The organism is Tannockella kyphosi (genome assembly GCF_021054785.1).
In the GTDB taxonomy this organism is placed as follows: Bacteria; Bacillota_I; Bacilli_A; order Erysipelotrichales; family Coprobacillaceae; genus Tannockella; species Tannockella kyphosi.
Genome location: NZ_CP088239.1, coordinates 1,429,056 through 1,453,208 on the forward strand (window position 1 = coordinate 1,429,056; position 24,153 = coordinate 1,453,208).

The 24,153-nt window shown below is 30.2% G+C and carries 26 protein-coding genes; 1 reads left to right on the forward strand and 25 read right to left on the reverse strand.

Annotated elements, in window-relative coordinates:
* Positions 1-49 precede the first annotated feature (49 nt).
* From LRR82_RS07030 to LRR82_RS07125, 20 genes are all read right to left on the reverse strand, one after another.
* The gene (locus tag LRR82_RS07030) at positions 50-859 is read right to left on the reverse strand and encodes a Cof-type HAD-IIB family hydrolase (protein ID WP_249028727.1); all 810 of its coding nucleotides are present in this window, start codon (positions 857-859) and stop codon (positions 50-52) included.
* On the reverse strand, positions 859-1,689 hold the full coding sequence (locus LRR82_RS07035) for an HAD family hydrolase (protein WP_249028728.1): 831 nt from the start codon (positions 1,687-1,689) through the stop codon (positions 859-861). The genes LRR82_RS07030 and LRR82_RS07035 overlap by 1 nt, the downstream gene beginning before the upstream one ends.
* An 8-nt stretch (positions 1,690-1,697) precedes the next feature.
* A complete protein-coding gene (locus LRR82_RS07040; RefSeq protein WP_249028729.1) occupies positions 1,698-2,528 on the reverse strand; it encodes an HAD family hydrolase in 831 nt (276 codons plus the stop codon).
* Positions 2,529-2,654: 126 nt separating this feature from the next.
* The gene (locus tag LRR82_RS07045; protein ID WP_249028730.1) at positions 2,655-3,713 is read right to left on the reverse strand and encodes an NAD(P)-dependent alcohol dehydrogenase; all 1,059 of its coding nucleotides are present in this window, start codon (positions 3,711-3,713) and stop codon (positions 2,655-2,657) included.
* 275 nt (positions 3,714-3,988) lie between these two features.
* Entirely contained in the window at positions 3,989-6,178 is a 2,190-nt protein-coding gene (locus tag LRR82_RS07050; protein ID WP_249028731.1) for a diguanylate cyclase domain-containing protein, read from the reverse strand.
* 143 nt (positions 6,179-6,321) lie between these two features.
* On the reverse strand, positions 6,322-6,849 hold the full coding sequence (locus tag LRR82_RS07055) for a DUF5662 family protein (protein ID WP_249028732.1): 528 nt from the start codon (positions 6,847-6,849) through the stop codon (positions 6,322-6,324).
* A 1-nt stretch (position 6,850) separates the two neighbouring features.
* Positions 6,851-7,420, reverse strand: coding sequence for an SMC-Scp complex subunit ScpB (gene scpB / locus LRR82_RS07060; protein ID WP_249028733.1), 570 nt, complete (start codon positions 7,418-7,420; stop codon positions 6,851-6,853).
* Entirely contained in the window at positions 7,420-8,148 is a 729-nt protein-coding gene (locus tag LRR82_RS07065) for a segregation and condensation protein A (protein WP_249028734.1), read from the reverse strand. Before LRR82_RS07065 ends, scpB begins: the two co-directional genes overlap by 1 nt.
* A 63-nt stretch (positions 8,149-8,211) precedes the next feature.
* Positions 8,212-9,468, reverse strand: coding sequence for a spore germination protein (locus LRR82_RS07070; RefSeq protein WP_249028735.1), 1,257 nt, complete (start codon positions 9,466-9,468; stop codon positions 8,212-8,214).
* Positions 9,465-9,815 carry a SpoVA/SpoVAEb family sporulation membrane protein gene (locus LRR82_RS07075; RefSeq protein ID WP_249028736.1) on the reverse strand — a complete coding sequence of 117 codons (351 nt, stop codon included), beginning with the start codon at positions 9,813-9,815 and terminating at the stop codon, positions 9,465-9,467. Before LRR82_RS07075 ends, LRR82_RS07070 begins: the two co-directional genes overlap by 4 nt.
* Positions 9,812-10,816 carry a stage V sporulation protein AD gene (locus LRR82_RS07080; RefSeq protein WP_249028737.1) on the reverse strand — a complete coding sequence of 335 codons (1,005 nt, stop codon included), beginning with the start codon at positions 10,814-10,816 and terminating at the stop codon, positions 9,812-9,814. Before LRR82_RS07080 ends, LRR82_RS07075 begins: the two co-directional genes overlap by 4 nt.
* Positions 10,794-11,237, reverse strand: coding sequence for a SpoVA/SpoVAEb family sporulation membrane protein (locus LRR82_RS07085; RefSeq protein WP_249028738.1), 444 nt, complete (start codon positions 11,235-11,237; stop codon positions 10,794-10,796). Before LRR82_RS07085 ends, LRR82_RS07080 begins: the two co-directional genes overlap by 23 nt.
* 54 nt (positions 11,238-11,291) lie before the next feature.
* Positions 11,292-12,086, reverse strand: a complete 795-nt coding sequence (locus LRR82_RS07090; protein WP_249028739.1) for a folate family ECF transporter S component — start codon at positions 12,084-12,086, stop codon at positions 11,292-11,294.
* Positions 12,087-12,174: 88 nt separating this feature from the next.
* Positions 12,175-13,389: a bifunctional folylpolyglutamate synthase/dihydrofolate synthase gene (locus LRR82_RS07095; protein ID WP_249028740.1), complete on the reverse strand. Its 1,215-nt coding sequence runs from the start codon at positions 13,387-13,389 to the stop codon at positions 12,175-12,177.
* Positions 13,390-13,456: 67 nt separating this feature from the next.
* Positions 13,457-13,783: a cyclic-di-AMP receptor gene (locus LRR82_RS07100; protein WP_249028741.1), complete on the reverse strand. Its 327-nt coding sequence runs from the start codon at positions 13,781-13,783 to the stop codon at positions 13,457-13,459.
* Between the two features lie 118 nt (positions 13,784-13,901).
* On the reverse strand, positions 13,902-14,561 hold the full coding sequence (locus LRR82_RS07105; RefSeq protein WP_249028742.1) for a potassium channel family protein: 660 nt from the start codon (positions 14,559-14,561) through the stop codon (positions 13,902-13,904).
* A gap of 10 nt (positions 14,562-14,571) precedes the next feature.
* Positions 14,572-15,978 carry a TrkH family potassium uptake protein gene (locus LRR82_RS07110; RefSeq protein WP_249028743.1) on the reverse strand — a complete coding sequence of 469 codons (1,407 nt, stop codon included), beginning with the start codon at positions 15,976-15,978 and terminating at the stop codon, positions 14,572-14,574.
* A gap of 57 nt (positions 15,979-16,035) precedes the next feature.
* A complete protein-coding gene (locus tag LRR82_RS07115; RefSeq protein WP_249028744.1) occupies positions 16,036-16,584 on the reverse strand; it encodes a manganese efflux pump MntP in 549 nt (182 codons plus the stop codon).
* 4 nt (positions 16,585-16,588) lie between these two features.
* On the reverse strand, positions 16,589-18,157 hold the full coding sequence (locus LRR82_RS07120) for an NAD(P)/FAD-dependent oxidoreductase (protein WP_249028745.1): 1,569 nt from the start codon (positions 18,155-18,157) through the stop codon (positions 16,589-16,591).
* Positions 18,151-19,242, reverse strand: coding sequence for an NAD(P)/FAD-dependent oxidoreductase (locus LRR82_RS07125; protein WP_249028746.1), 1,092 nt, complete (start codon positions 19,240-19,242; stop codon positions 18,151-18,153). Before LRR82_RS07125 ends, LRR82_RS07120 begins: the two co-directional genes overlap by 7 nt.
* A gap of 138 nt (positions 19,243-19,380) precedes the next feature.
* On the opposite strand from LRR82_RS07125, the gene LRR82_RS07130 reads away from it, so the two are divergent.
* On the forward strand, positions 19,381-20,112 hold the full coding sequence (locus tag LRR82_RS07130) for a YebC/PmpR family DNA-binding transcriptional regulator (RefSeq protein WP_249028747.1): 732 nt from the start codon (positions 19,381-19,383) through the stop codon (positions 20,110-20,112).
* Between the two features lie 46 nt (positions 20,113-20,158).
* On the opposite strand, the gene LRR82_RS07135 is transcribed toward LRR82_RS07130, so the two are convergent.
* The 5 genes from LRR82_RS07135 to LRR82_RS07155 all read right to left on the reverse strand — a co-directional run bounded on the left by LRR82_RS07135 (position 20,159) and on the right by LRR82_RS07155 (position 24,129).
* Positions 20,159-21,670 carry an IMP dehydrogenase gene (locus LRR82_RS07135; protein ID WP_249028748.1) on the reverse strand — a complete coding sequence of 504 codons (1,512 nt, stop codon included), beginning with the start codon at positions 21,668-21,670 and terminating at the stop codon, positions 20,159-20,161.
* 57 nt (positions 21,671-21,727) lie between these two features.
* A complete protein-coding gene (locus tag LRR82_RS07140; RefSeq protein WP_249028749.1) occupies positions 21,728-22,069 on the reverse strand; it encodes a YlbF family regulator in 342 nt (113 codons plus the stop codon).
* Positions 22,062-23,504, reverse strand: a complete 1,443-nt coding sequence (gene miaB / locus LRR82_RS07145; RefSeq protein ID WP_249028750.1) for a tRNA (N6-isopentenyl adenosine(37)-C2)-methylthiotransferase MiaB — start codon at positions 23,502-23,504, stop codon at positions 22,062-22,064. Before miaB ends, LRR82_RS07140 begins: the two co-directional genes overlap by 8 nt.
* 57 nt (positions 23,505-23,561) lie before the next feature.
* A complete protein-coding gene (locus LRR82_RS07150) occupies positions 23,562-23,798 on the reverse strand; it encodes a hypothetical protein (protein WP_249028751.1) in 237 nt (78 codons plus the stop codon).
* A gap of 70 nt (positions 23,799-23,868) precedes the next feature.
* Complete coding sequence (locus LRR82_RS07155; protein WP_249028752.1) at positions 23,869-24,129, reverse strand: stage V sporulation protein S; 261 nt, start codon at positions 24,127-24,129, stop codon at positions 23,869-23,871.
* Positions 24,130-24,153: the final 24 nt, after the last annotated feature.

A 24,153-nucleotide genomic window follows, 5' to 3' on the forward strand; every position in this document is an offset into this window, starting at 1 on the left:
AATTACAAGATTTGTTGCTCAAAGCTATTTATTATTGTTTTAAAGATAATTAAATTAGATTTAATTTTATAAATGCATCATGAATGGCATCTTCTCTAAAATCACAAACAACCATATCTGCTACTTCAATCAGTTCTTTTTTGGCATTTGCAACAGCAATACCTATTTGTGCAAATTGAACCATTTCAAAATCATTCATACTATCCCCTATTGCAATAGTATCTTGTTGTTTGGCTCCCATATGTTCTAAAATAAGTTGGATAGCACTAGCTTTTGATAATTGATTTTTTAATATTTCTGCATCATTTATACCATGATTTATAAAAGTAAATTCATCTTTCAATAATTCTTGTGCTTTTAATAAAGCTTCTTTTGTTTTTGAATTACAACATACTTTATGAATCGGTTCTCCTTGATATTCTTGAATATCTACCACATTATAAACACGCTTTATTTCTGTTATTTTCGATTCTATTTCTTTTTTTGTTAATTTAGAATGTTCAAAGAAAGAATAGATAATTCCTTCTGTCATATAAGTAGTATTTGTCCCTTCTAATCCATATCCTAATTGATATTCTTCTAAAACATCTCTTATTTTTTGGAGTACAGGAGATTCTAAGTAACTAGCATAAATACATTCCTCTTTTGTTACAATATAGCTTCCTCCAGCACAAATATAACCATCTAAATTTAATTGCTGACGCACTTCTGTCGTACTACATTTTGCTCTACCTGTACAAAGATAAACTCGATGCCCATTGCTTCTCGCTTTATCAATAGCTTCTTTGTTTTTTTGACTAACTTTATTTTCTTCATTTACTAATGTGCCATCAATATCTATGAATATATATTTCCCCATTATATTATCCCCATTTCTTTAAATACATGATAGATTGCATCATCTTTTGCATCTCTTGCGACCATATCACTAATATTCTTTAATGCTTGGCAAGCATTTCCCACTGCTATACCATAAGCAACATATTCAATCATTTGATAATCATTCATACTATCACCAATCCCAATAGTATCCTCTTGTTTTTTATTTATAAAATCCAACACATGCATAATTCCAGTAGCTTTATTTGTTTTCTTTAAAATAATTTCACCATTAATAGTAATTGTTTGACTTAATTCATGAATCACAAAAAAGAAATCTTTTTCTAATAACTTTCTAGGCTCTTCTAAAGAAGCCTCATCTTTACTAACAAAAGATATCTTATGAATATGTTCTTCTTGATAATCATCCATGCTTTTTGACGTAAATTCATTATGAATAGCTTCTATCAATCTTGCCTTTTCAGAGTTTGGTTTATTTGTAATATCTTCTAAAAAATAATCTGCCATATGTTTCGACATAAAAGTATGCTTTGTTGCTTCTAAGGCATATTCCATTTTATTTCTGTTAAAAATATCTAAAATATGATGCACTGTCTTACTAGGAATATAAGAACTATGTATTTCTTTGCCTTCTACTTCTACATGTCCTCCGGCACTACAAACAATCCCATCAAATCCAATATTTATTATTTCTTTACTAATACTACAAAGGTTTCTACCAGTACAAATAAAAACAAAATGACCATTCTTTCTAGCTTCTTTTATTGCTTGAACATTTTTCAAACTAACAGCTTTATCATGTTGATATAATGTCCCATCTACATCTATAAATATAACTTTTTTATCCATATTAGCACCTATATCAACTCTATTGCTCTAAAAACATAATAAAGAGCATCTTCCCCTGCATCTCGAGCTACCATTTTACTAGCTTTCTTTAACTCATCAGGTGCATGTTTCATACTAACTCCATAAGCAACACTTTGAATCATTGGATAGTCATTCATACTATCACCTAATCCAATCGTATTTTCGAATCCACAACCTAGATCATCTACTATTAATTGAATACCTGTTGCTTTACTAGTTCCATGTATGATTATTTCACCTACTAAATATTCACTACAAAATACAGAATGTTCAATGACAGTAAAATAGTCTTTAAACTCATTTTCTATTTTATTTAGAGCATCCTTCTTATTCGTTGCAAAGCACACTTTTTGAATACCTTGTCCATCCCAATCTTGCATTGGTACCGGACAAAATGATGCATAAGCCACATCCATTTCTTTTTGATAAACCTGTTGACTTAAATCTCTTTGTCCACCAATAAATCCATGAATAAAATCATCCGTTATATAGGTACATTTCGTACTTTCAAAAATAAAAGCAATTCCTTCTATTTCTAAAGCATCTTTTAATTTACGAACAACGGATGTATCAATCGTTGTTTCACTAATTATTCTTCCATTATTTTCTACGTATCCTCCTGCCGATAATACATAACCATCACATTCAATCGAAGAAACATCTTCTCCTAAGCTACATTTTGCACGACCTGTACAAAAATAAACAAGATGACCATTTTCTCTTGCCTTTTTTATTGCATATCTGTTTTTTTCACTAACTAGTTTTCCAGGTAAACAAGTAGTTCCATCTACATCTAAAAAGATTATTTTTTTGTCCATAACTTATCCTCACTAGGACCATTCTAACAAAAAGCAAGGAAATAGAAAAGAAGATTATTGAGAAACAGTCTTCTTTTCTATTTATGAAAAAAGGATGAAATTTCTTTCATCCTTTCAAGTTATTTTCTATTTCATGATTACTACTGGTTTAATTAAATCAGATGGTTTATCTTTCATTAAGTATAATGCTTCTTCAATATGTTCAAAGCCATCAAATTTATGAGTTACTAACTTAGAAGGATCTACTCTTCCTATTTTTACCATAGCTAGTAGTTTTTCTAAACGATCACGTCCACCAGGCATTAATCCTCCTGCAATTGTTTTATGACCCATACCACATCCCCATTCAACTCTAGGAATTCTTAAATATTCACCTTCACCTAAGTAGTTTACGTTACCAACAATACCACCTGGTTTCATTACTTTTACAGCTGTAATAAATGTATCATTATCTCCACCTGCAACAATTACTTTATCAACACCTTCACCATTTGTTAAAGCCATTACTTGTTCTTCAATAGTACCATTTTTGTAATTAATAATATGAGTAGCTCCATATTCTTTTGCTATTTCAATACAATTAGGACGAGAACCTACCGCATAAATTTCGGAAGCTCCACGTAATTTAGCACCTGCAACAGCCATTAAACCTACTGGTCCAATTCCTACTACTAATACAGTTTCACCAAATTTAATATCTGCTAATTCAACACCATGGAATCCTGTTGGCATCATATCGCATAACATAACTGCACTAATATCATCTACTTCATCTGGAATATGTGCTAAGTTACCATCTGCATCATTAACATGGAAATATTCAGCAAATACACCATCTTTAAAATTAGAGAATTTCCATCCTGCTAACATCCCACCTGAATGCATAGGGAATCCTTTTTGAGCTTCTACTGAATTCCAGTCTGGTGTAATAGCGGCCACTAATACACGATCGCCTTTTTTAAAATCAGTTACTAACTCACCTACTTCTTCTACCACACCTACTGCTTCATGGCCTAAGATCATATCTGTTCTTTCTCCCAAAGCACCAGCCCATACTGTATGAATATCAGATGTACATGGTGATACTGCTGTTGGTCTAACTAAAGCATCATTTGGCCCAATAGTTGGTATTTCTTTTTCTAACCATCCTGTTGAACCTATTTTCTTCATTGCATAACCCTTCATTTTTATATCCTCCTTGTTTTTTATTATTTCGGCATTTGTGATAAATTTTTCACAAGTGTAACCGTTTACATATTTATACACCATTTTTGTGTAAATTGCAATAGTTTCGTCTTATTTAACGATATAAATATTAATTACACTCCTATATTTTAAAATATAACACATGTATTTATTTTTTATTGAACCCCGTTTGACTAGTCTTTTATAAAAACAAATATTAGAATTCGGATTACTATTCTTTTTGATTTATGAATATTTCACATAATAGAAAGACATTATAAAAAACAATCTTTTATATAATCATTTTCATAATCATCTAAATCTTCTAAATTACCACAAGAGAAAAAAGTACTACTTCTACCTTCAAATTGTCCAAGATAAGTAGTGTTTACTAACATATTTTGGTTTAATTTTTGAATTGGCATAATACAACGATATTTTAATTTATTTTTATCTTTCATTTTTAGAATTGGACAATTCGTACATCTTTCATTTTTACCATGTAATACTTGGTAACAAAAATCACCCTTTTTAACATTAGGAAATGCTTTTTTTAGTTCAACATTAAAATAAAGTAATTGTGCAGTTTCATCATCTATAATATAAGCATATGAATTTAGTTCATCTAAAACACGTAATTTATCTCTTGCCATCCTTTCTGAAGCCTTCATTAGAGAATTATATTTTAAAGATTGAGCAATGATTTTGCTAGCATGCATTAAGGTTGCTATTTCGATTGGACTCCAAATTCTAGCTTTTGTACAGTCATCAAAACCAATCATATTGACCACTTCTCCATCGAATTTATTAAAAGATATCAAAAATGATTGAATGTTTTGTTCTACCATTATTTTTTGGATTGGTTCTCCTTGAAAAACAGATAAGTCATTACAATAGAAAACACCATCTTCATTTGAATTATTTATCATTGGTTGATAAATTTCTTTGGGTACTGATTTTAAATTATCTTTTTGAGAAATGAATCCTTGTTGACACCACTCATAGGTATTATCAAAATGATAAGAATCATCTTTTATAAACTCAAAAATATAACATCTTTGTGCATTAAAACGTCTTCCTAATAATTCTAATACTTTATTAATAGATGCCTCATAATCTAGTGCTTGTGTTAATAAAGAAAAAATATCAGAAATAAGCTGTTTATCAAAATGTTGTGACAAAGCTCTAGAAGCCACATCAAAAGGTGTCGTATTATTCATATTCCCTTGAGACATAGACGCTTGATAAAAACGATAAGCATTTTTGCCCCTGCTTTTTACATCATATAATGCCATATCAGAACAATCATATAAATCTTGAAAAACGAATCCATCTTGAGGATATGTAGCTACCCCAATGCTTGCAGTAGTTTTATATTCTCTTGTTTTCCCTAGGAAAGTTTGGTTAAACTCAACAATAACTTGTTCTAAATAATTTATGAGTTTTTGTTTTCCTTGCAAGCAAGGAACAAAAATCATAAATTCATCACCACCAATACGGCCAATATACTCCCCATCATGAAAAATAGTATGTAATTTATCACCCATTTCTTTTAATACCGTATCTCCATAAGGATGTCCTAAGTTATCATTGATTGTTTTAAAGTTATCCACATCTACAATAATAAGAGCATGTTTATCATCTTGAGTGCTAGATGATAACTTTTCACTGACCATCATTTGGAAAGCATTTTTATTATAACAACCTGTTAATTCATCTGTGTGCATTTTTATTTCTAATTCTTTTATTTCTTGCACATTAACAAATTCACCGACAATTTCAACTGGATTACCATATTTATCACGACTCACAACATATTTAGCTGTATACCATAAAATAGTACCATCATCTGTATAGGTTCTAAAAACATGATCCGTGTGTATTCCTTGATACATGCATCTAACAACATCTCTAAATATTTCAATATCATCCTTATGAATAACACCGGCATGAATCACTTCTTCTGGATAATTTTTCATAATTGGAGCTACTTTAAAATGGGATAAAACAGGTCCAATAAAATGGATTTCTTTTTTTTCAATATTCAAACAAAACGGATAAGAAAAAGACATTGTATAGATTAACTCAAAACAACGATTTTTCATAAATACATATTGAACATCTTCTGGTTTATAACGTAGCATAAAGTATAGTTGTCGATCACAGTCTTTTCCATGTGTGATATGTAAATCACCATGAACAGTCGACTCTCCATTCGTAATCATCTCCACACTTTGAACAACGCATTCTTTATCCATATTGATAACTTGTTTTGCAATGGTATGATAACTTTCTTTAGCAACAATAACTTTCGATAATTCTTCAATCGACATATCTTCATGAATAAGTTCCAAGTATTTACAAGCCTCATTACAATAAACCACTTTTCGAACATCTAAATCAACACAGATTATTGGTTCAATTAATTTATTATGAATTTTTTGATCAAACAAATATTGCTCCATAAAAATCCCTCCCAAAAGATCCTATATTTATCTTATCACTAGTTCCTTTAAATCACAATAAAAAACCATAAAAGTCCTTATTTATTCGATATTTTTAAAAGCAAGTGGAACATTAGTTCCACTTGCTTTTAAAGATGATTTTGTTATTTGGTTTTGTTTACATATTCTTTTTTTATATATTCTATTGTTTGATCAATATCACTATTTGCTAGATAGTTTAATAAATCTAACAGTATTTCATCTGTTTTTTCTTCAATAATATAATAGGGTCTTGTACGATTATAATAGATTAATGGATCATCTACTTTAAAATCTTTCCCTCGATAAACAATAGTAGCTCCAATACGATCTAAAAAAGACTCTATTAAATAACACATTGGCATTGGTGCCGCACTAGGTCCTTCTAAACCAAAGTCTACCCAATATTCCCAATGATGTTTATTTCTTCCCTTGTGATGTAACCAAGCCTCACTATAACCTTTTTCCATTCGTTCTACCCCATTAGGTGAACGTGTTCCATCAAAATATTTAGCTCCTGTAGCTAATTCAATAGGGCTGTATTTAGACAAATCATGCAAAATTCCTTGTTTATATAAACCACAACGAAAACAAAGACGAGTAACATGATACTTATGTTTATTAATTACTTTTAGATGTTTTAATAAAGCCATATTACATTTCCTCTTGATACTTTGTTTTAAACAGGTCTTCATCTTGTTCTATTTGAACAACATCTTGTAAATCAGGTAACTCATCCAATGATGTCAAAGAAAATGCATCCATAAATTCATTTGTTACTCCATATAAAATAGGCATCCCTAAAGAATCTTCTCTACCAACTTCTTTAATCAATGCTTTTGCAACAAGTTTACGAATCATAGTATCACTTCCTACCCCACGAATCTCTTCTACCTTTGATCTTGTAACCGGTTGATTATAAGCAATAATAGCTAACGTTTCTAAAGCAGCATTCGAAATAGTTGCACTTGTTTGTTCTACTAATTTTTGATAATACTGAAAATGTTCTGGATTTGTCGCTAATTTATACTTCCCACCAAAACAAACTACTTGTATTCCTTTGATGTTTCTTTTATGATAAGCAGCTACAAAATCATCTAGTAAAGCCGTTGCTTGGGCTTTTGATACTTCTAATATTTTACTTAATTGAAGACAATCAATCCCTTCATCACCTACAATAAAAAGAATTCCTTCAATAGCATCTATATATTGTTGTGTCTCCATTATAATTTCCCCTCTATATAAATATTTTCAAACAAATCATCTTGAATAATTTCTATTTCATTATCTTTCGCTAATACTAATAAAGAAATAAAAGTTACTACAAAATAGAAACGATCTGTTCGATCAAATAATTCACTCATTTCTACTCTTTTATTTACTCTTGTTTTAAAATAATCCCTTATTTGTAATGTTCTTTCATCAACACTAATATCTTTTCTAGTAATATGTGTATCTAAAGGCTTTGATAAGAGTTTTCTTTGAAACATTTTTTGCATTGCTTTCATTAAGTCATACACTTCTAAATTATCTGGTATCATTGTTGAACTATCTACCACATATTCATCCATATTTTCACTAGGCTTTACAATAAATGTTTGACGATAAAGATATTTTTCACGAATTTCATCTAGTACATCTTTGTATCGTTTGTATTCAATTAAACGACGGATTAAGGCTGTTCTAGGATCTTCTTGATAATCATCTTGAATGTTGACTACTTCTTTTGGTAATAACATTTTACTTTTCATTTCTATTAAGTCTGCAGCCATTACTAAATATTCAGACATCACTTCAAGATTCGTTGAGTCCATACATTGAATATACGTTAAATACTGTTCTGTAATAACTGATAGTTCAATATTTTCTAATTGTAATTCATGTTCCTTTACTAGATGTAATAACAAATCTAAAGGTCCTTGAAAATCTTCTAATACTACGTTATATTCCATGTCTTTTCACCCCACGACATTATAGCACAATTTATAAAAAATGTCTTTAAAATCAAGATTGTTTTACTTAGGTTTACGGATTAAATGCTTGATAAAAGCTTTGTTATTAAATGGAATAAGTGGGTATAAATAACCATGACCAAAAGGACGTAAGGATAACAAATAGAAAAATAAAATAACAAAATAAGTTATCATTCCTGCTTCTCTAAAGAAATAAAAAACTATCACTCCTAACATCCGAATATACTTATTCGTTAATGATAATTCATAACTAGGATTCGCAAATCCTGATATATTACTAATGGCACTTACTAATAAAACTTCTTCACTAAACATTCCCAAATTGATAGCAAATTGTCCAAGTAAAATAGCTGCTACAACACCCATTGCATTTGATAAAGACGTAGGTGTATGAATCGTAGCAAGTCGTAATAATTCAATCGCTACATCTACTATAAACACCTGAATAATTAAAAGATTAGTAACATCTGTATGAAAGAACCATATTGGTATCATAAAAACAGATAAAAATACTGCAAAATAGCGTAACAATCGAACACTAGTACCAATAATAGGAGCTTGTCGATATTCTTCTACATTTTCTAATAATTCAAACAAAGTAGTTGGTAACATAATAACAGAACTAGAAGTATCCACAATCACCGCTAAATAACCATGGACAATATGAGTTGCAACTACATCTGGTCTTTCACTATATCGAACTAATGGAAAAGGATTATATCCTTGATCCATAATTAGTTCTTCTATAGCTCGATCACTCATAATAAAATCATTTGCTTTGATTTTAGAAATTCTAGATTTTACTTGTTTTAATAAATCAGCTTCTATTTTATCTTCTAAATAACATAAACAAATATCTATTTTATTCGTACTACCAATTGTTTCCACCATACAAAGAAAAGTAGGTGATTTAATTCTTCTACGTAATAAGGCTACATTTACAACTAAGTTTTCATTAAAACCATCCTTTGCCCCACGAACACTTTTTTCAGTTTCTGGTTCTTGAATACTACGACTTGGAAAGTTACGCATTTCTAGGACATAGCTTAATTTTTTATAAAAGAGGACACAGCACCCTGAATATAGTGCATATTCTAGTTTATTTGTATCCATTTGTAAGGAAACATCGCCATTATTCAAACAATCTAAAAAGTCCTTCCCCTTATCTTCTACTATTCCATGAACTAAATAAGCAATTAAATCTTCTTTACACAAGCTAGATAAAAAATAAATAGTTACGATTTCTCCTCGATAATCTATAACTCTTTTTTTACAATCAAAAGATGGATTTTCAATCATGATTTAGGCCTACTAAATAACGCTACTAAAAAAGCAAAAACAATCGCACTTGTAATTCCAGCTGCTGTTAAATCAAACATTCCTAGTGCTAATCCAAAGATTCCAAATTCATCCGTAGCTTCCATGGCTCCATGCATTAAAGAATGACCAAAACTAGTAATAGGTAACAATGCTCCTGCATGAAAAATAGAAACTAGTGTATCATATATATTAAAAAAATCCAATACTGCCCCTACTATAACAAAATAACAAATAATATGCCCTGGTGTTAAATTACTATGATCATAAATAACTTGTGCTACCAAACAAACAAAACCACAAAATACAAACGCTAATAGATAATTCATTGTGTTACCTCCAAACTAAAAGCATGACAAATACAAGGAATACTTTGTTTTTGATTTGTCATTATTGGGTTTAATAATGCTCCTGTTGGTAAAACTAATATCTTTTGATAGCTTCCTTGTAGTAACTTTTGGTATAAATACCCAAAAGTTACTAAGGCACTACAGGTTGGTCCGCTACCACCTTGAAATACAACTTGTGTTGTTTCATAAAGTAAACAACCACAATCATGATATTGCTTTGCTTTCATTCCATCTCTATCCATTAAAACTTCCATAATATTTTTTCCATAATTTGATAAATCACCAGTAACAATTAAATCATAATAATCAGCACTACGATTTAAATCCTTTAAATGATTCTTTAAAGTATCAAAAGCACTAGGAGCCATTGCTTTACCCATATCATTAGGATTTGTTTGTAACATATCAATAACCCTACCCATTGTAATAGCCCCTATACGGACCTTTGTAGGGCTATTAGTAAGTAATACACTAACTGCACCTGTTGCTGTAAATGTTGTGGTAATAGGCTTTTGAATACCATATTCATTAGGATAACGAAACTGTCTTTCAGCACATGCATTATGACTTGAAACCATTACTAAAATACGTTCCATTGATTTATTTTCTAAGAATAAACTTGCTTGTTGGATACCTTGTCCCATGGTTGCACAAGCACTATAGATTCCATATAGTGGTCTTTTTATTCTTTTACAAAAGTAATTGATAGCAGTAATTTGATTATTCAAATCTCCACCAATAAATAAATCAATATCATCTTGCTTTATCTTTGCTTTTTGCATCACAATATCACAAGCATCATCTAACATCGCAATCTCAGCTAATTCATAGCTATCTTTTCCTAAATAATGATCATGATAAACAATATCAAAATAATTACCAATTGGTCCTTGACCTTCTATCTTTCCAGCACTAGTTGCTACTTTTTCCACATATACATTTTCTAACAAAAAAGAATTACCAGAAATACGACAAGACATAACGAATTCCTCCTAACACAAAAGAACTAACAATACCAAAGGTAATAACAGTTCCTCCTAGTTTAAACACACCTGCACCAATACCTAGAACTATTCCTTCACTTCTTCCTTCCATTGCACTAGCAGTCATGCTATTAGCAAAGCCAGTAATAGGAATAAATGAACCTGCTCCTGCAATAGCACCCAACTTGTCATATACTCCTAATCCTGTTAATACACAAGCTAAAAATACCATGGTCACTACCATATAGGGTGTTGCATCTGTTTCACTAATCATAAAGATAGTTTGGTACAATTCTAGAAAGAATTGTCCAATAGCTCCTATTACACCTCCTACTAAAAAAGCAATTCCAGCATTTTTCTTTTTATTCACTTTTGGACTTAAACTATTTGCGATTTTTTCATAATCTTCTTTATTCATTATTTCACCTCGGTTTTATTTTTACCAAGGATTCATTCTTTAAACAAAAAAATCTTACAGTTTATGTAAGATTTTATATAATTTATAACCAACAAATATATCTATTGGAATCATAAAACAAGCTTTTAATACACGTATAAATACAGAAAGGAAAAAAGGTATTCCATACATGATATCTAACCATAAAGGTGTTAAAGTCATTGTAACAATTAATTCTACTAACAATACAACTGTTAACCATGAACTAAAAGCATGTATTTCTTCTTGTGATAATTGATGTTCTTTTTTATGTAAAGCATAGAAAATAAAGATTATAAAAATTACTAATATGATAATAATGATTATTTTATATTTCATGAACATCGTAAATTCTACTCCAGATACTTCAATTGTACCAATTGATAAGAAATAAGTAGATGTTACTATTACTAATGCTACTAAAATTGTTTTTAAAATACCAATCGGTATCATAAAGCTTTTTTCTTTTTGGTGATGCATCCAAATAGATGGTATTAATATTTGGATAACAGAGTTTAAGGTGAATCCTAAAAAAGGAAATCCACTAGGAACAACTAATAATCCTCCAAAATCAATAACCAATGCACATAAATAAGCATATCCTGGAGGAATAATGGCTCCTACTAACATAATTGATAATGTCTCAAAACCTATTTGAAAGCTTTCTAAACCAAACAATGGTATCATAATAGATAATCGATTCATAATAATAACAATAATAACAAATAAGCCACAACGACTTAACATCTTAACATCCTTTTTTAAAGGATATTTCTTTAATACTATAACCCCTATTAATAATAAAATAATTCCCAAAATTATTTGAATCATATTCTTCTTTGCTACTACAACTTTCCTGCTTCATCCTCTTTACTAGTCCACAGGCGTTAATTCCGATCAATGACCGTACATTTTGTTGTTATTTAGTGTAGACTCCTCCTCTTTCTAATATATAAGCACGAACTAATGAAATAAATGCTAAGGATCCGGTAATATAAATACGATCCTTTGTTTTAATTAAATCTTCTATTGCTTGTTTCCAACAAGCTTCTTTAGGACAAGAACTAGGATAGTCCTCTAAACTAGCGGCTCTAGGATGATCAAATGTAGTTAATATAATATCATCACTAAAGCTTCTTAACTGTTCTAACATACTTGTAATATCTTTATCTTTAAAAGCACTAAACAAGATAGTTCCTTTTCCATAGTATTGAGCACTTTCAATAAACATCTTGATACCAGCATCATTATGAGCACCATCTATAATAATAATTGGTTTATCCATTACTTGCTCAAATCTACCAGGCCAATTAGCCTCATAAATAGCTTTTTCAACATCTTCTTTTTTACAAGGATATTTTGTTTGTAAATAATAAATAACTTCCAAAGCTAAGGAACTATTTAATTTTTGATAAGTGCCTAAGGCACTTAATTGAATATTATAATCACGATACTGATAACTATTTTGAGTGACATTTTTTAATTCTTGAACATGTAATAAGAAAGCATCTTGTTGTTTACAACAATCTCTAATAACTTTGATACATTCTTGTTTTGTTTCACCTATGATACAAGGCGTATTTTTTTTAATAATACCTGCTTTTTCTTTTGCAATCGATGATAATGTATTACCTAAGAAATCAACATGATCAATAGAAATATTAGTAATAATACTAACTAGTGGCTTTACAAAGTTAGTAGCATCTAAACGACCTCCAAGCCCTACTTCAATAATGGCTAAATCAATTCCTTGTTCCAAGAAATACTCAAAAGCAATACATACTTCTATTTCAAAAACAGATAATTGATATTCTAAATATTGATCTATATAAGTATTTGCAATAGCTACCATTTTTTCTATTGGAATAGCTTGATCATTTATTTTAATAATATCATTACGTAAATGTAGTGCCGGACTAACAAAAGTAGCTACCCGATAACCCGATTTACAATATACCGTCTTTAAATAATGAACAGTGGACCCTTTTCCATTTGTACCTGCAACATGAATAACTGGTAAGTCTAAATAATTGGGATGACACTGAAGGATATAAGCTTGTAAATTATCTAAACTATAAACACGATCTTTTTGCAAACTCATGAAATGTAAGAATTCATCATAATTAGAAAACATACTCTTCCCCCTTTATTTTACTCTATTAAAGCATTATAAAACAAAAAAGAGTGGAATACCACTCTTTTTAATATTTTTGAAACTGATCAATATCTAATACAAATACGGTTGCTCCACCAACAGTTACATCGATCATAACTGGTGTGAAGAATTCACCCATTTCAGTAGGTGGTACTGTTGGTTCTTTTTCAACGCGTTTTTTCGCATTTTCTTCAATAATAGATAGTACGTGTTCTACTTTTAGTGCTTCTACTCCAATAAGAAAAGTAGTATTCCCTTTCTTTAAAAACCCACCTGTTGTAGATAGCTTTGTTGAAAAGTATCCAGCATCTATTAGTGCGCTTTGAACAAAAGAACTATCGTCAGAATTGATAATAGCAACGATTAATTTCATAGTATATTACCTCCTTTATTACCTATATAATAGCATATTTTCATTAAAATATACATATTTTATATAAATCATGTAGATATGTCGTTATTTATTAAAAAAAAGATACTTTTACAAGTATCTATAATGTATCAAAATCTTCTAGTTTTTCTGTTCTTGCAAGAACTAAGAAACGATCTCTAGGTTTTACCTTATAATCAGGTGCTACACCTAATGATAACTGTTCTGTTTCTTTATCTCTTACTCCTAAAATATTCATTTCATATTTAGTACGAACATTTAATTCTTTTACTGTTTTACCAGTCCAAATAGTTGGTGCGTATATTTCTACTATTGAATTATCATCATCTAATTCAACAACATCTACTAGATTTTTACGAAGTAAGCTCTTCGCTAATTTCATTCCTATTTCTTTTTCAGGACGAATAACACGATCAGCACCTACTCTTTCTAAGATTTTCATAAATGCTTTGTTTTTTGCTTTTGTTATAACATAAGGAACTCCTAATTCTTTACAATGCATTGTTGCTAAAACAGCTTCTTCTAAGTGTGTTCCTATTGCTATAATCGCAACATCAAAGTCTTCAATCCCTAAAGCTGACAACTCTTCTATTTTTGTAACATCTGCTACTACTGCTTTAGTTACTTCACTCGCTACTCTTTCAACACAACTAATATCACGATCTACAGCTAATACCTCACAACCTTGTTCAGCCAATGTTGTTGCTACGGTTGAACCAAAAATCCCTAGTCCTAAAACTGCATATTGTTTCTTTGCCATACTTTTTCTCCTAACCTAGTAATACATCTTCATCTAGATATCTAATTTCTACTTTTCCTTGACGCATATTCTCTTTTTTTGCAAATGTTAGTAATAATGTTACTGGTCCAATACGTCCAATATACATCAACACAATAATAACTACTTTCCCCGCACTACTTAATAATGGTGTAACCCCGGCACTAAGACCTACTGTTGCAAAAGCTGAGAAAGCTTCAAAAATAAGGTCTACAACATGTAAGTTTGGTTCTGTCATTGTTAATACAAATAAGCCTAAATAAGCAAATAACAAACCAATCGTACAGATTGCAAAGGCACGTATTATTAAACGTTTTTTAATACGACGTTGGAATAAAGTTACTTCTTTACGTCCGTGATAAATATTATAAATCATTAGACAAACAATTGCAAATGTCACCGTTTTAATACCTCCAGCAGTACCTGCTGGGGAACCTCCAATAAACATAAACAAGCACATCCATAATTTAGTATGATTATATAATTGAGCAATATCTACTGTTGCAAAGCCAGCAGTACGTAAAGTAACTGACTGGAAGTAAGATACTTGTAACTTTTCTAACAATGATAAGCTTCCAATTGATGCATCGTTACCAAACTCACATCCTAAAAACAAAAGAGTCCCTGAAGCAATTAAAACAATAGTTATAATTAAAACTAATTTTGTATGTACTGCTAACTTTTTCCACAAATGAGAGATATGAAACCCTGCATTTCTTTTCTGTTCTTTTTTATATGTCTTTAACACATCAAACCACACTACAAATCCTAAACCACCTAAAATAATAAGTGAAGTTATCGTTATATTAACAATTATGTTTGTTTGATATCCAACTAATGAATTACTTCCTAATAAATCAAATCCAGCATTACAAAAAGCAGATATAGAATGAAACAAAGCATAATATAATCCTTTTACAAAACCATATTCAGGTACAAAAACAGTACATAACCCTATCATACCAATGGATTCCACTAAAAAAGTATATTTAACTACTTTCTTTACCAAATTTTCAATTTCATTCATTCCTGGTTGATTCAATGCTTCTTGTAAAACAATTCTACTTTGTAATGACAAACGTTTACGCATTTTTAACATTGTTAAAGATAAAAATGTTAAAAAACCTAATCCTCCTATTTGAATCATTATCAAAATAACAATTTGACCAAATAAACTATATTGATCCGTTACAACCGTAGTAACAAGCCCTGTTACACATGTTGCTGACGTAGCAATAAATAAGTTATCTAAATATGGCAATACTGTTAATTGATTGGATATATCTAAAGAAAGTAACATCGATCCAACAAAGATAACCCCTAAAAAGCTAAAAGCTATTTTCTTTGTGGCATTAATATGATGCACTTCTTTTTGTTTTTTTGATTCTATTTCTTGCATTTTTCTACCTCTACTTATATACAATATCATACTTCTTTTTATAGTGATTGTAAATCACTAGCTAAAATGTTCTAGCATTATTTTAATTGCTAAAACAATTAAAATAATTCCTCCTGCTATTTGTGCTTGTTTTTGATATAATTGCATTATTTTATAAGCAATAACAGCACTAAAAAAGCATAAACCAAATGTAATAACACCTATTATGATGACTGCTTGAAATAATGCTACATCTAATAATGAAAAAGTAACTCCTAGTGCAAAAGCATCTATACTTGTTGCTAATGCTAAAGAAAAAATGGTAATCCATGCATCATTTTTCATTGGTTTTGTTTCTTTAAATGCTTCTACTATCATATCTAACCCAATAAACATTAATAACCCAAAACAAATCCAATGGCCTATTTGAAAGATTGTATCAGAACGAAAATCTCCTATATAAGAACCAAAAAGTGGCATTATGGTTTGGAAAACACCAAAACATAAGGATAATTTAAAGGCATAAAGAATTGGTTTTTCTCTTGTAATCGCACACGTTGCAATCGTAACACTAACTGCATCCATTGCTAGTGCAATGGCTATAAATATCATTTCTAACGTTGACAAATTATCACTCCTGTAATAGATTTTCACTGCATTTTAAACCATCGATTGCACTAGACATAATTCCACCTGCATATCCTGCACCCTCACCGATTGGATAAATGCCTTGAATGTTGGAACACATCTTTTCATCACGATAAATACGGACTGGTGCTGATGAACGAGATTCAACACCACTAAGAACTGCTTGACTAATAAAGCCAGGTATTTTTTTGTCCATGAAAGTCAAACCTTGCTTCAAAGATTGGTTTATTTCATAACTAAATAATTGTTCTAGCTTAGCATATTTATATGCAGGTAAAACACTTGGTATTACTTGTTCCATATCATATTCCATACTTCCATTCAAATAGTCTTCTATTCTTTGTACTGGAACATGATAATTCGAACCACCTAATTCATAAGCTTTTTGTTCTAATTTTTCTTGGAACTCAACACCTGCCAAAACATCCTCGCTACCAAAGTCTTCTCGATTTACAGTTACTAAAATAGCACTATTCGCATTTTCTTGTTCTCTTTTAAAATTAGACATTCCATTTACTACCAAATGATGTGCTTGGCTAGAGGCATTCACTACTTGTCCTCCAGGACACATACAAAAACTATATACTCCTCGTTTGTCTAATGATTGTACTGCTAATTTATAATCAGCTACTGGTAATATTGGATTATCTTTTTCTTGTCCATATTGACATTCGTTAATAAAACTTTGTAAATGTTCAATACGTAATCCTACAGCAAAAGGTTTTTGTTCCATTTTTATTCCATTTGCATCTAACATACGATAAGTATCTCTAGCACTATGTCCTATTGCTAATACTAATTTATCTAGGGATAGTTTTTCTTGTTTTCCATTTGTAGTCATTGTAATAGATTCAATCTTATTATTTTGAACATGAATGTCTTCTAACTTTGTATCAAATATTACTTTTCCACCATTTTCTTCAATAAATAGACGCATGTTTTTAACAACATCCATTAAGTAATCTGTTCCTACATGTGGTTTATTTCGATATAAGATTTCTTTAGGAGCACCATGTGTTACTAACGTATTTAATATAAATTGTTTACGATGATCTTTTACACCTGTTGTTAATTTTCCATCTGAAAAAGTTCCTGCTCCTCCTTCTCCAAATTGAACATTACTTTCTGTTTGTAAAATACCTTCTTTAAAAAATAAATCAATATCTTCTTTTCTTTTTTCTACTTTTGAACCACGCTCTATTAAGATAACTTCTTGTTTAGATCTTGCTAATTGATAAGCACAAAATAGTCCTGCTGGTCCACTACCTACTACTACTATTCTTTGATTTGTTGGTTGTAGGAAAGGATAGTTATATTGTTCTACTATGGATAAGGATACTTTTGGATTTTTTTTAATAATCATGGCTTCATTTTCTATTTCAAAATGATAAGAACATAGGAAATGAATATTATTTTTTCTTCTAGCATCTACTGCTTGTTTTACTATTTGAACATTTTTAATTTTATTTTTAGATACATTTAATAATTGGGATATTTTAATACGTGCATCTGTTTGTTTTAAAGGCATTTTTACATTATTTATTTCTAACATTTTTTCACTCTTTCTTCTATTATTTTAGCAACATATTGACCACTACCAAAAGCAAAATGAAGGTTATATCCTCCACAATCTCCATCTACATCTAATACTTCACCAATTGCAAACATATTAGGATATTGTTTTATTTCTAGGTCTTCATTTATTTGATTTAAATCAATTCCACCTTGAATCACTTGAGCAAATGGTGCTGATTTTGTTTCAACAATATCCATTACCCATTTTTTTAGTGCTATCTTTTCTTTTTGTAGTACTGCTACTAATTTTTCAGGAAATATTCCTTCTAGTCCATATTTTTCTAGTAATTCTTGATCATTTGGATATTGTGGTAATAAATCAATATGCAATTGAGGTTGATGACATTGGTGATAATATCTTGATAGTTGCATTACACAAATACCTGATAGCCCATAATCAGTAAATTGTATTTCACCAATTCTAGATGCTATTAATTGATTATTATCATATAAGGATACTTGTCCTTTTACACGAACACCTTTTAATTGTTTATAAACTTTTTTAGTGACAAACTGAACTAAACTAGGATGACAATTTGTTAAAGGAATGTTTAGATTTTGAATTAATTGATAATTATCTTGATTTGCCATTATACCCGCATTGCTACCAATAGCTAGAACAACATAATCCACAAAGTAACGATCACTAAATGTATTAATAGAATAACCATTTTTTTCATGTTTTATAGTAATAACTTTTTGTTGGGAGATAATTTTTGTATGTGTTAAACAATTCACTAAACAATCTTTTACTGATTTTGCTTGGTTACTAAAAGGATATAGTAATGTTCCTTCTTGTTTTAATAATAATTTTCTTTTTAAAAAGAATTCAGTAACATTGAAATTCATAATAATATTAGAAATAATAGGATTATTAGTATTATAAAAATCCATTTGCATCTCTGTATTTGAAATATTACAGCGACCATTACCAGTAGCTAATAGTTTTCTAGCACTTTTATCAAATTGTTCAAAAACAAGAATCTCGATATCTTTTGCTTGAAAACTACTGGCACATGCAAGCCCAGAAGCACCTGCTCCAATAATAGCTACTTTTTTCATCTTTATCACCTCATAATGCAATGATTATAACATATTTAGTTGTTTGGATATAGACTTTTTTTACATTATCTACACTTGAAAAAAATGCTGGATAAGAGTATAATTAATCAGTCATGTATTACTTAAGGAGGAAATAAAATGGGTAGAGCTCATGAGGTACGTAAAGTTGCAATGGCAAAAACTGCTGCTGCAAAAACGAAAGTATACTCACGTTATGGTAAGGAAGTATATTTAAGTGCAAAAGCTGGAGGAAGTGATCCAGATTCAAATCTTACATTACGTCGTTTAATTGAAAAAGCAAAAAAAGATCAAGTTCCTGGAGATGTTATAAAAAGAGCTATTGAAAAAGCAAATAGTGGTGCTGCAGAAAATTTTGATGAATTACAATTTGAAGGATACGGTCCAAGTGGTTCTACAATTATTGTAAAATGTTTAACTAATAATATTAACCGTACTATTTCACATGTACGTCCTGCATTCACTAAATCAAAAGCTAAATTAGGAGCAGAAGGATCTGTTTCTTATGCATATGATACTGTTAGTATTTTATCTTTTAAAGGTTTAGATGAAGAAGCTACGTTAGAAGCATTGATTATGGCTGATGTTGATGCGAAAGAAATTGAAGCACATGAAGATGGTTCTATTGAATTAACTGGTGAACCTCAAGATTTATACAAAATGAAGGAAGCTATTGAAGAAGCTTGTCCTGAAGCTGTATTTGATGTAGAAGAAATTTCTACTTTCCCACAAGAATATGTTGAATTAGCTGGGGAAGATATGGAACTGTTTGAACGTTTAAATCGTTTATTAAATGAATGTGATGATGTTGATACTATTATCCATAATGTAAAGAACTATCAAGGAGAATAATTTCTCCTTTTTTCTTTACAAAAAAAGATATTCCCAAAGGAACATCTTATTTTACTGTAGAAGAATTTGTTGATTCTTTTAAAACAACATCATGTGCTCCACCTTCTACAATACTTGTAGAAGAAACTAAAGTAATTTTAGCTTTTTGTTGGAATTCAGGAATTGATAAAGAACCACAATTACACATAGTTGATTTAATTTTACTTAACGTTAAACCAACATTATCTTTTAAACTACCAGCATAAGGTACATAAGAGTCTACTCCTTCTTCAAAAGAAAGCTTAGAATCTCCACCCATATCATAACGTTGCCAGTTACGAGCACGAGCACTACCTTCACCCCAGTATTCTTTCATATATTGACCATTGATGCTTACTTTATTTGTTGGTGATTCATCAAATCTTGAGAAATATCTACCTAACATAATAAAATCAGATCCCATTGCAAGTGCTAAAGTCATATGATAATCATGAACAATACCACCATCACTACAAATAGGAATATAGATTCCTGTTTCTTGATAATATGTATCTCTAGCTTTTGCTACATCTACTGTAGCAGTTGCTTGTCCACGACCAATTCCTTTTTGTTCACGAGTGATACAAATAGAACCTCCACCAATACCAACTTTAATAAAGTCAGCACCAGCATCTGCTAAGAATCTAAATCCATCTTCATCTACTACATTCCCAGCTCCGATTTTTACTGTATCTCCATAATTTTCACGAACCCATGCAATAGTCATTTGTTGCCATTCTGTGAATCCTTCACTAGAATCAATGCATAAAACATCCACTCCAGCTTCTACTAAAGCTGGTACTCGTGTTGCATAATCTTTTGTATTAATCCCTGCTCCAACTATATAACGTTTTGAATCATCTAATAATTGGTTTGGGTTTGATTTTCTTGTTTCATAATCTTTTCTAAATACGAAATAACATAATTTGCGATTATCATCTACTATTGGTAATGCATTTAATTTTTTATCCCAAATTAGATCATTTGCTTCTTTTAAAGAAGTACCTTCATGAGCTACTACTAATTTATCATAAGGAGTCATAAATTCAGTTACTTTTGTATTAGCATCCATTCTTGAGATACGATAATCTCTACCTGTTACAATACCTAATAATTCTCCATTACAAGTTCCATCTTTTGTTACTGCCATTGTAGAATGACCTGTTTCTTGTTTTAATTTTAACACATCAGCTAATGTACTAGTTTCACTTAAGTTAGAATCTGATAAAACAAATCCAGCTTTATGATTTTTTACTTTTCTCACCATTTCAGATTGGCTTTCAATAGATTGAGAACCATAAATAAATGATACTCCACCTTCTCTAGCTAAAGCAATTGCCATTGTATCATCAGATACAGCTTGCATAATTGCTGATACTAATGGGGCATTTAAAGAAATAGCAGGTTCTTCCCCTTTTTTAAATTTTACTAATGGTGTTTTTAAAGATACTGCGTTTGGTTGACATTCTTTCGAAGAATATCCTGGAACCAATAAATATTCGTTAAATGTACGTGATGGTTCTTCAAAAAAGTAGGCCATATTTTTCTCCTTTATTTTTACGATTTCATTATTTTTGTAAATTATAATTATCTATTATCATTTAGTCAAGTCATTATCTAATAATTGTCCATTTATTTGTACATTTATATTTTGCAACAGATAATCTACTTCTTCTTTTAAGTATAAATAGTTAACAAGTAAAGGATGATGATTAAATTCATCCATTGTTTGTTTATATTCTTCAATGATACGTGTTGCATTATCATCTTTTCTTGCTTTCAGATTAACAATAGCTTTTTGATATGCTTTTATTTTAGATTCTAAGGCTATTAGTTCTTGATTGTTATTGATGGAAGATTGGTATTCTTGAAAAGCTTTGATTGTAGGATTGTCTAATAACTCTTGGTTTAATAGAGCTGCTAATTCTAAGCTACTCAACTGCTTCTCCTTTTAATGCCCAAGTGTTTGCTTCTGTAATTTTAACTTTTACAATTGTTCCAATACTATCCATATTTCCTTTAAAGTTTACAAGCTTTTGATGAGCAGTATATCCAGTTAACATCGTATCATCTTTTTTGGAAGTACCTTCCACTAATACTTCTACTGTTTCATTTAAGAAACGTCTGTTTTGTTTTGATGCACACTCATTTACTAAATCATTTAATTTATATAAACGTTGTTCTTTATCTTCTAAAGCAACATTATCAATCATTTTAGCTGCCGGTGTTCCTTCACGAGGTGAGTAAATGAAAGTATATGCAAGATCATAACAGCATTCTTGATATAATGATAAAGTATCTTCATATTGTTCTTGAGTTTCATTTGGGAACCCTACAATAATATCCGTTGTTACTGTTGCGCTTGGGATATATGTTTTAATATGATGAAACAATTCTAAATAACGTTCTCTAGTATATCCTCGACCCATTAATTTTAATACATCATTATTACCTGATTGAACTGGTAAATGAATAGCTGGCATGATATTTTCATGACTAGCAATTACTTTTACCATGGATTCATTAAAGTCTCTTGGGTGGCTAGTAGTAAAACGGATTCTAGGTATTTTGGTAGCAGCAATATCTTCTAATAACTCACCAAATCCATAGTTACCTTCCAGATCTTTGCCATAACTATTTACATTTTGTCCTAATAACGTAATTTCTTTATAACCATCTTTTACTAATTGTTCTACTTCTTTTACAATATCTTTTGGTAATCTTGAACGTTCTTTTCCTCTTGTATATGGAACAATACAATAAGTACAGAACTTATCACAACCATACATAATATTTACCCATGCTTTATAATGATTTGCTCGAGTAACAGGAGTGTTTTCAATAACATCTCCTTCTTTTGACCATACTTCTATCACTTTTTCTCTATCGAACATTGCTTGTTCCATGATTTCAGGTAAGCGATGAATATTATGGGTACCAAAAATAATATCAATATGTGGATGTTTTGCTAAAATACGCTGTATTACTACTTCTTCTTGTGCCATACAACCACAAATACCAAATAATAAATCAGGATTTGTTTTCTTTAGGTTTTTTACATAACCCACTTTTCCAAATACCTTTTCTTCTGCATTTTCACGAATAGCACAAGTATTTAATAATATAAAGTCTGCTTGTTTAATATCTTTAGTAGGTTTGTATTGCATCATTTCTAAAATACCAGCCAATGTTTCCGTATCTCTTTCATTAGCTTGGCATCCATAGGTTTGGATAAAATAATACTTATGGTTTCCAACATTTTCCATACTGCTAGGTATAGAAAAAGCATCATCATATCGATGTATTTCTTCTTTGTTTCTTTTTTTAGCTTCATTTAATGAAGGTTTATTAAAATATTTACTATAGTCTTTCATATCTTGTTTCCTTTTATTTTATTATAAAGTTAAAAAAATAAGGACAATGTCCTTATTTTAATAAGCTCCCTCTGGTGCGATAGAAAAGTAAAGAACTCCACCTTCAGGTGTTTTCTTAAATAAAGATTTACAGTGGTTAGCCGCATCTCCTGCACTTAGTTCAGTTTCACAATCCATATAAGCACGGATTCCTGCAATTTTATCTAACTTAACTTTCACTTTATCATCTTCATATCCATCGAAGAAATCTACTAATTTTTTTACTTGAGCAGTGCTCATCATTAATTTCACCATTTTAAAATCCTCCTTCAATAAGTCTACATAATTATACCTTATTTAAAAAGAAAAAGAAATCCTTTTTTTACTACAGAATAACGATTTTTAATCGTATAGCCGTCACAATCTTATCCTCTATTACTAAATCATGAAAAGCTGGTACACAGGCTATTTCTATCCCTGTTGAAACCACATATCCTCTTGCAATAGCAATTGCCTTTATTGCCTGATTTAAAGCAGCTGCTCCAATCACTTGAATACTAATTTCTTCTTTACTACGAATCATACTAGATAATGCTCCAGCAACACTAGTTGGTGATGACGATGATGATACTTTCATTATTTCCATAAATAATCCTCCTATCATAAACTA

What these genes read in the sequence shown, in the direction of transcription:
- LRR82_RS07030 (WP_249028727.1), bottom strand. Translation starts at nt 859, where the DNA reads ATGGGGAAATATATATTCATAGATATTGATGGCACATTAGTAAATGAA.
- LRR82_RS07035 (WP_249028728.1), bottom strand. Translation starts at nt 1,689, where the DNA reads ATGGATAAAAAAGTTATATTTATAGATGTAGATGGGACATTATATCAA.
- LRR82_RS07040 (WP_249028729.1), bottom strand. Translation starts at nt 2,528, where the DNA reads ATGGACAAAAAAATAATCTTTTTAGATGTAGATGGAACTACTTGTTTA.
- LRR82_RS07045 (WP_249028730.1), bottom strand. Translation starts at nt 3,713, where the DNA reads ATGAAGGGTTATGCAATGAAGAAAATAGGTTCAACAGGATGGTTAGAA.
- LRR82_RS07050 (WP_249028731.1), bottom strand. Translation starts at nt 6,178, where the DNA reads ATGGAGCAATATTTGTTTGATCAAAAAATTCATAATAAATTAATTGAA.
- LRR82_RS07055 (WP_249028732.1), bottom strand. Translation starts at nt 6,849, where the DNA reads ATGGCTTTATTAAAACATCTAAAAGTAATTAATAAACATAAGTATCAT.
- scpB (WP_249028733.1), bottom strand. Translation starts at nt 7,420, where the DNA reads ATGGAGACACAACAATATATAGATGCTATTGAAGGAATTCTTTTTATT.
- LRR82_RS07065 (WP_249028734.1), bottom strand. Translation starts at nt 8,148, where the DNA reads ATGGAATATAACGTAGTATTAGAAGATTTTCAAGGACCTTTAGATTTG.
- LRR82_RS07070 (WP_249028735.1), bottom strand. Translation starts at nt 9,468, where the DNA reads ATGATTGAAAATCCATCTTTTGATTGTAAAAAAAGAGTTATAGATTAT.
- LRR82_RS07075 (WP_249028736.1), bottom strand. Translation starts at nt 9,815, where the DNA reads ATGAATTATCTATTAGCGTTTGTATTTTGTGGTTTTGTTTGTTTGGTA.
- LRR82_RS07080 (WP_249028737.1), bottom strand. Translation starts at nt 10,816, where the DNA reads ATGTCTTGTCGTATTTCTGGTAATTCTTTTTTGTTAGAAAATGTATAT.
- LRR82_RS07085 (WP_249028738.1), bottom strand. Translation starts at nt 11,237, where the DNA reads ATGAATAAAGAAGATTATGAAAAAATCGCAAATAGTTTAAGTCCAAAA.
- LRR82_RS07090 (WP_249028739.1), bottom strand. Translation starts at nt 12,086, where the DNA reads ATGATTCAAATAATTTTGGGAATTATTTTATTATTAATAGGGGTTATA.
- LRR82_RS07095 (WP_249028740.1), bottom strand. Translation starts at nt 13,389, where the DNA reads ATGTTTTCTAATTATGATGAATTCTTACATTTCATGAGTTTGCAAAAA.
- LRR82_RS07100 (WP_249028741.1), bottom strand. Translation starts at nt 13,783, where the DNA reads ATGAAATTAATCGTTGCTATTATCAATTCTGACGATAGTTCTTTTGTT.
- LRR82_RS07105 (WP_249028742.1), bottom strand. Translation starts at nt 14,561, where the DNA reads ATGGCAAAGAAACAATATGCAGTTTTAGGACTAGGGATTTTTGGTTCA.
- LRR82_RS07110 (WP_249028743.1), bottom strand. Translation starts at nt 15,978, where the DNA reads ATGCAAGAAATAGAATCAAAAAAACAAAAAGAAGTGCATCATATTAAT.
- LRR82_RS07120 (WP_249028745.1), bottom strand. Translation starts at nt 18,157, where the DNA reads ATGTTAGAAATAAATAATGTAAAAATGCCTTTAAAACAAACAGATGCA.
- LRR82_RS07125 (WP_249028746.1), bottom strand. Translation starts at nt 19,242, where the DNA reads ATGAAAAAAGTAGCTATTATTGGAGCAGGTGCTTCTGGGCTTGCATGT.
- LRR82_RS07130 (WP_249028747.1), top strand. Translation starts at nt 19,381, where the DNA reads ATGGGTAGAGCTCATGAGGTACGTAAAGTTGCAATGGCAAAAACTGCT.
- LRR82_RS07135 (WP_249028748.1), bottom strand. Translation starts at nt 21,670, where the DNA reads ATGGCCTACTTTTTTGAAGAACCATCACGTACATTTAACGAATATTTA.
- miaB (WP_249028750.1), bottom strand. Translation starts at nt 23,504, where the DNA reads ATGAAAGACTATAGTAAATATTTTAATAAACCTTCATTAAATGAAGCT.
- LRR82_RS07150 (WP_249028751.1), bottom strand. Translation starts at nt 23,798, where the DNA reads ATGGTGAAATTAATGATGAGCACTGCTCAAGTAAAAAAATTAGTAGAT.
- LRR82_RS07155 (WP_249028752.1), bottom strand. Translation starts at nt 24,129, where the DNA reads ATGGAAATAATGAAAGTATCATCATCGTCATCACCAACTAGTGTTGCT.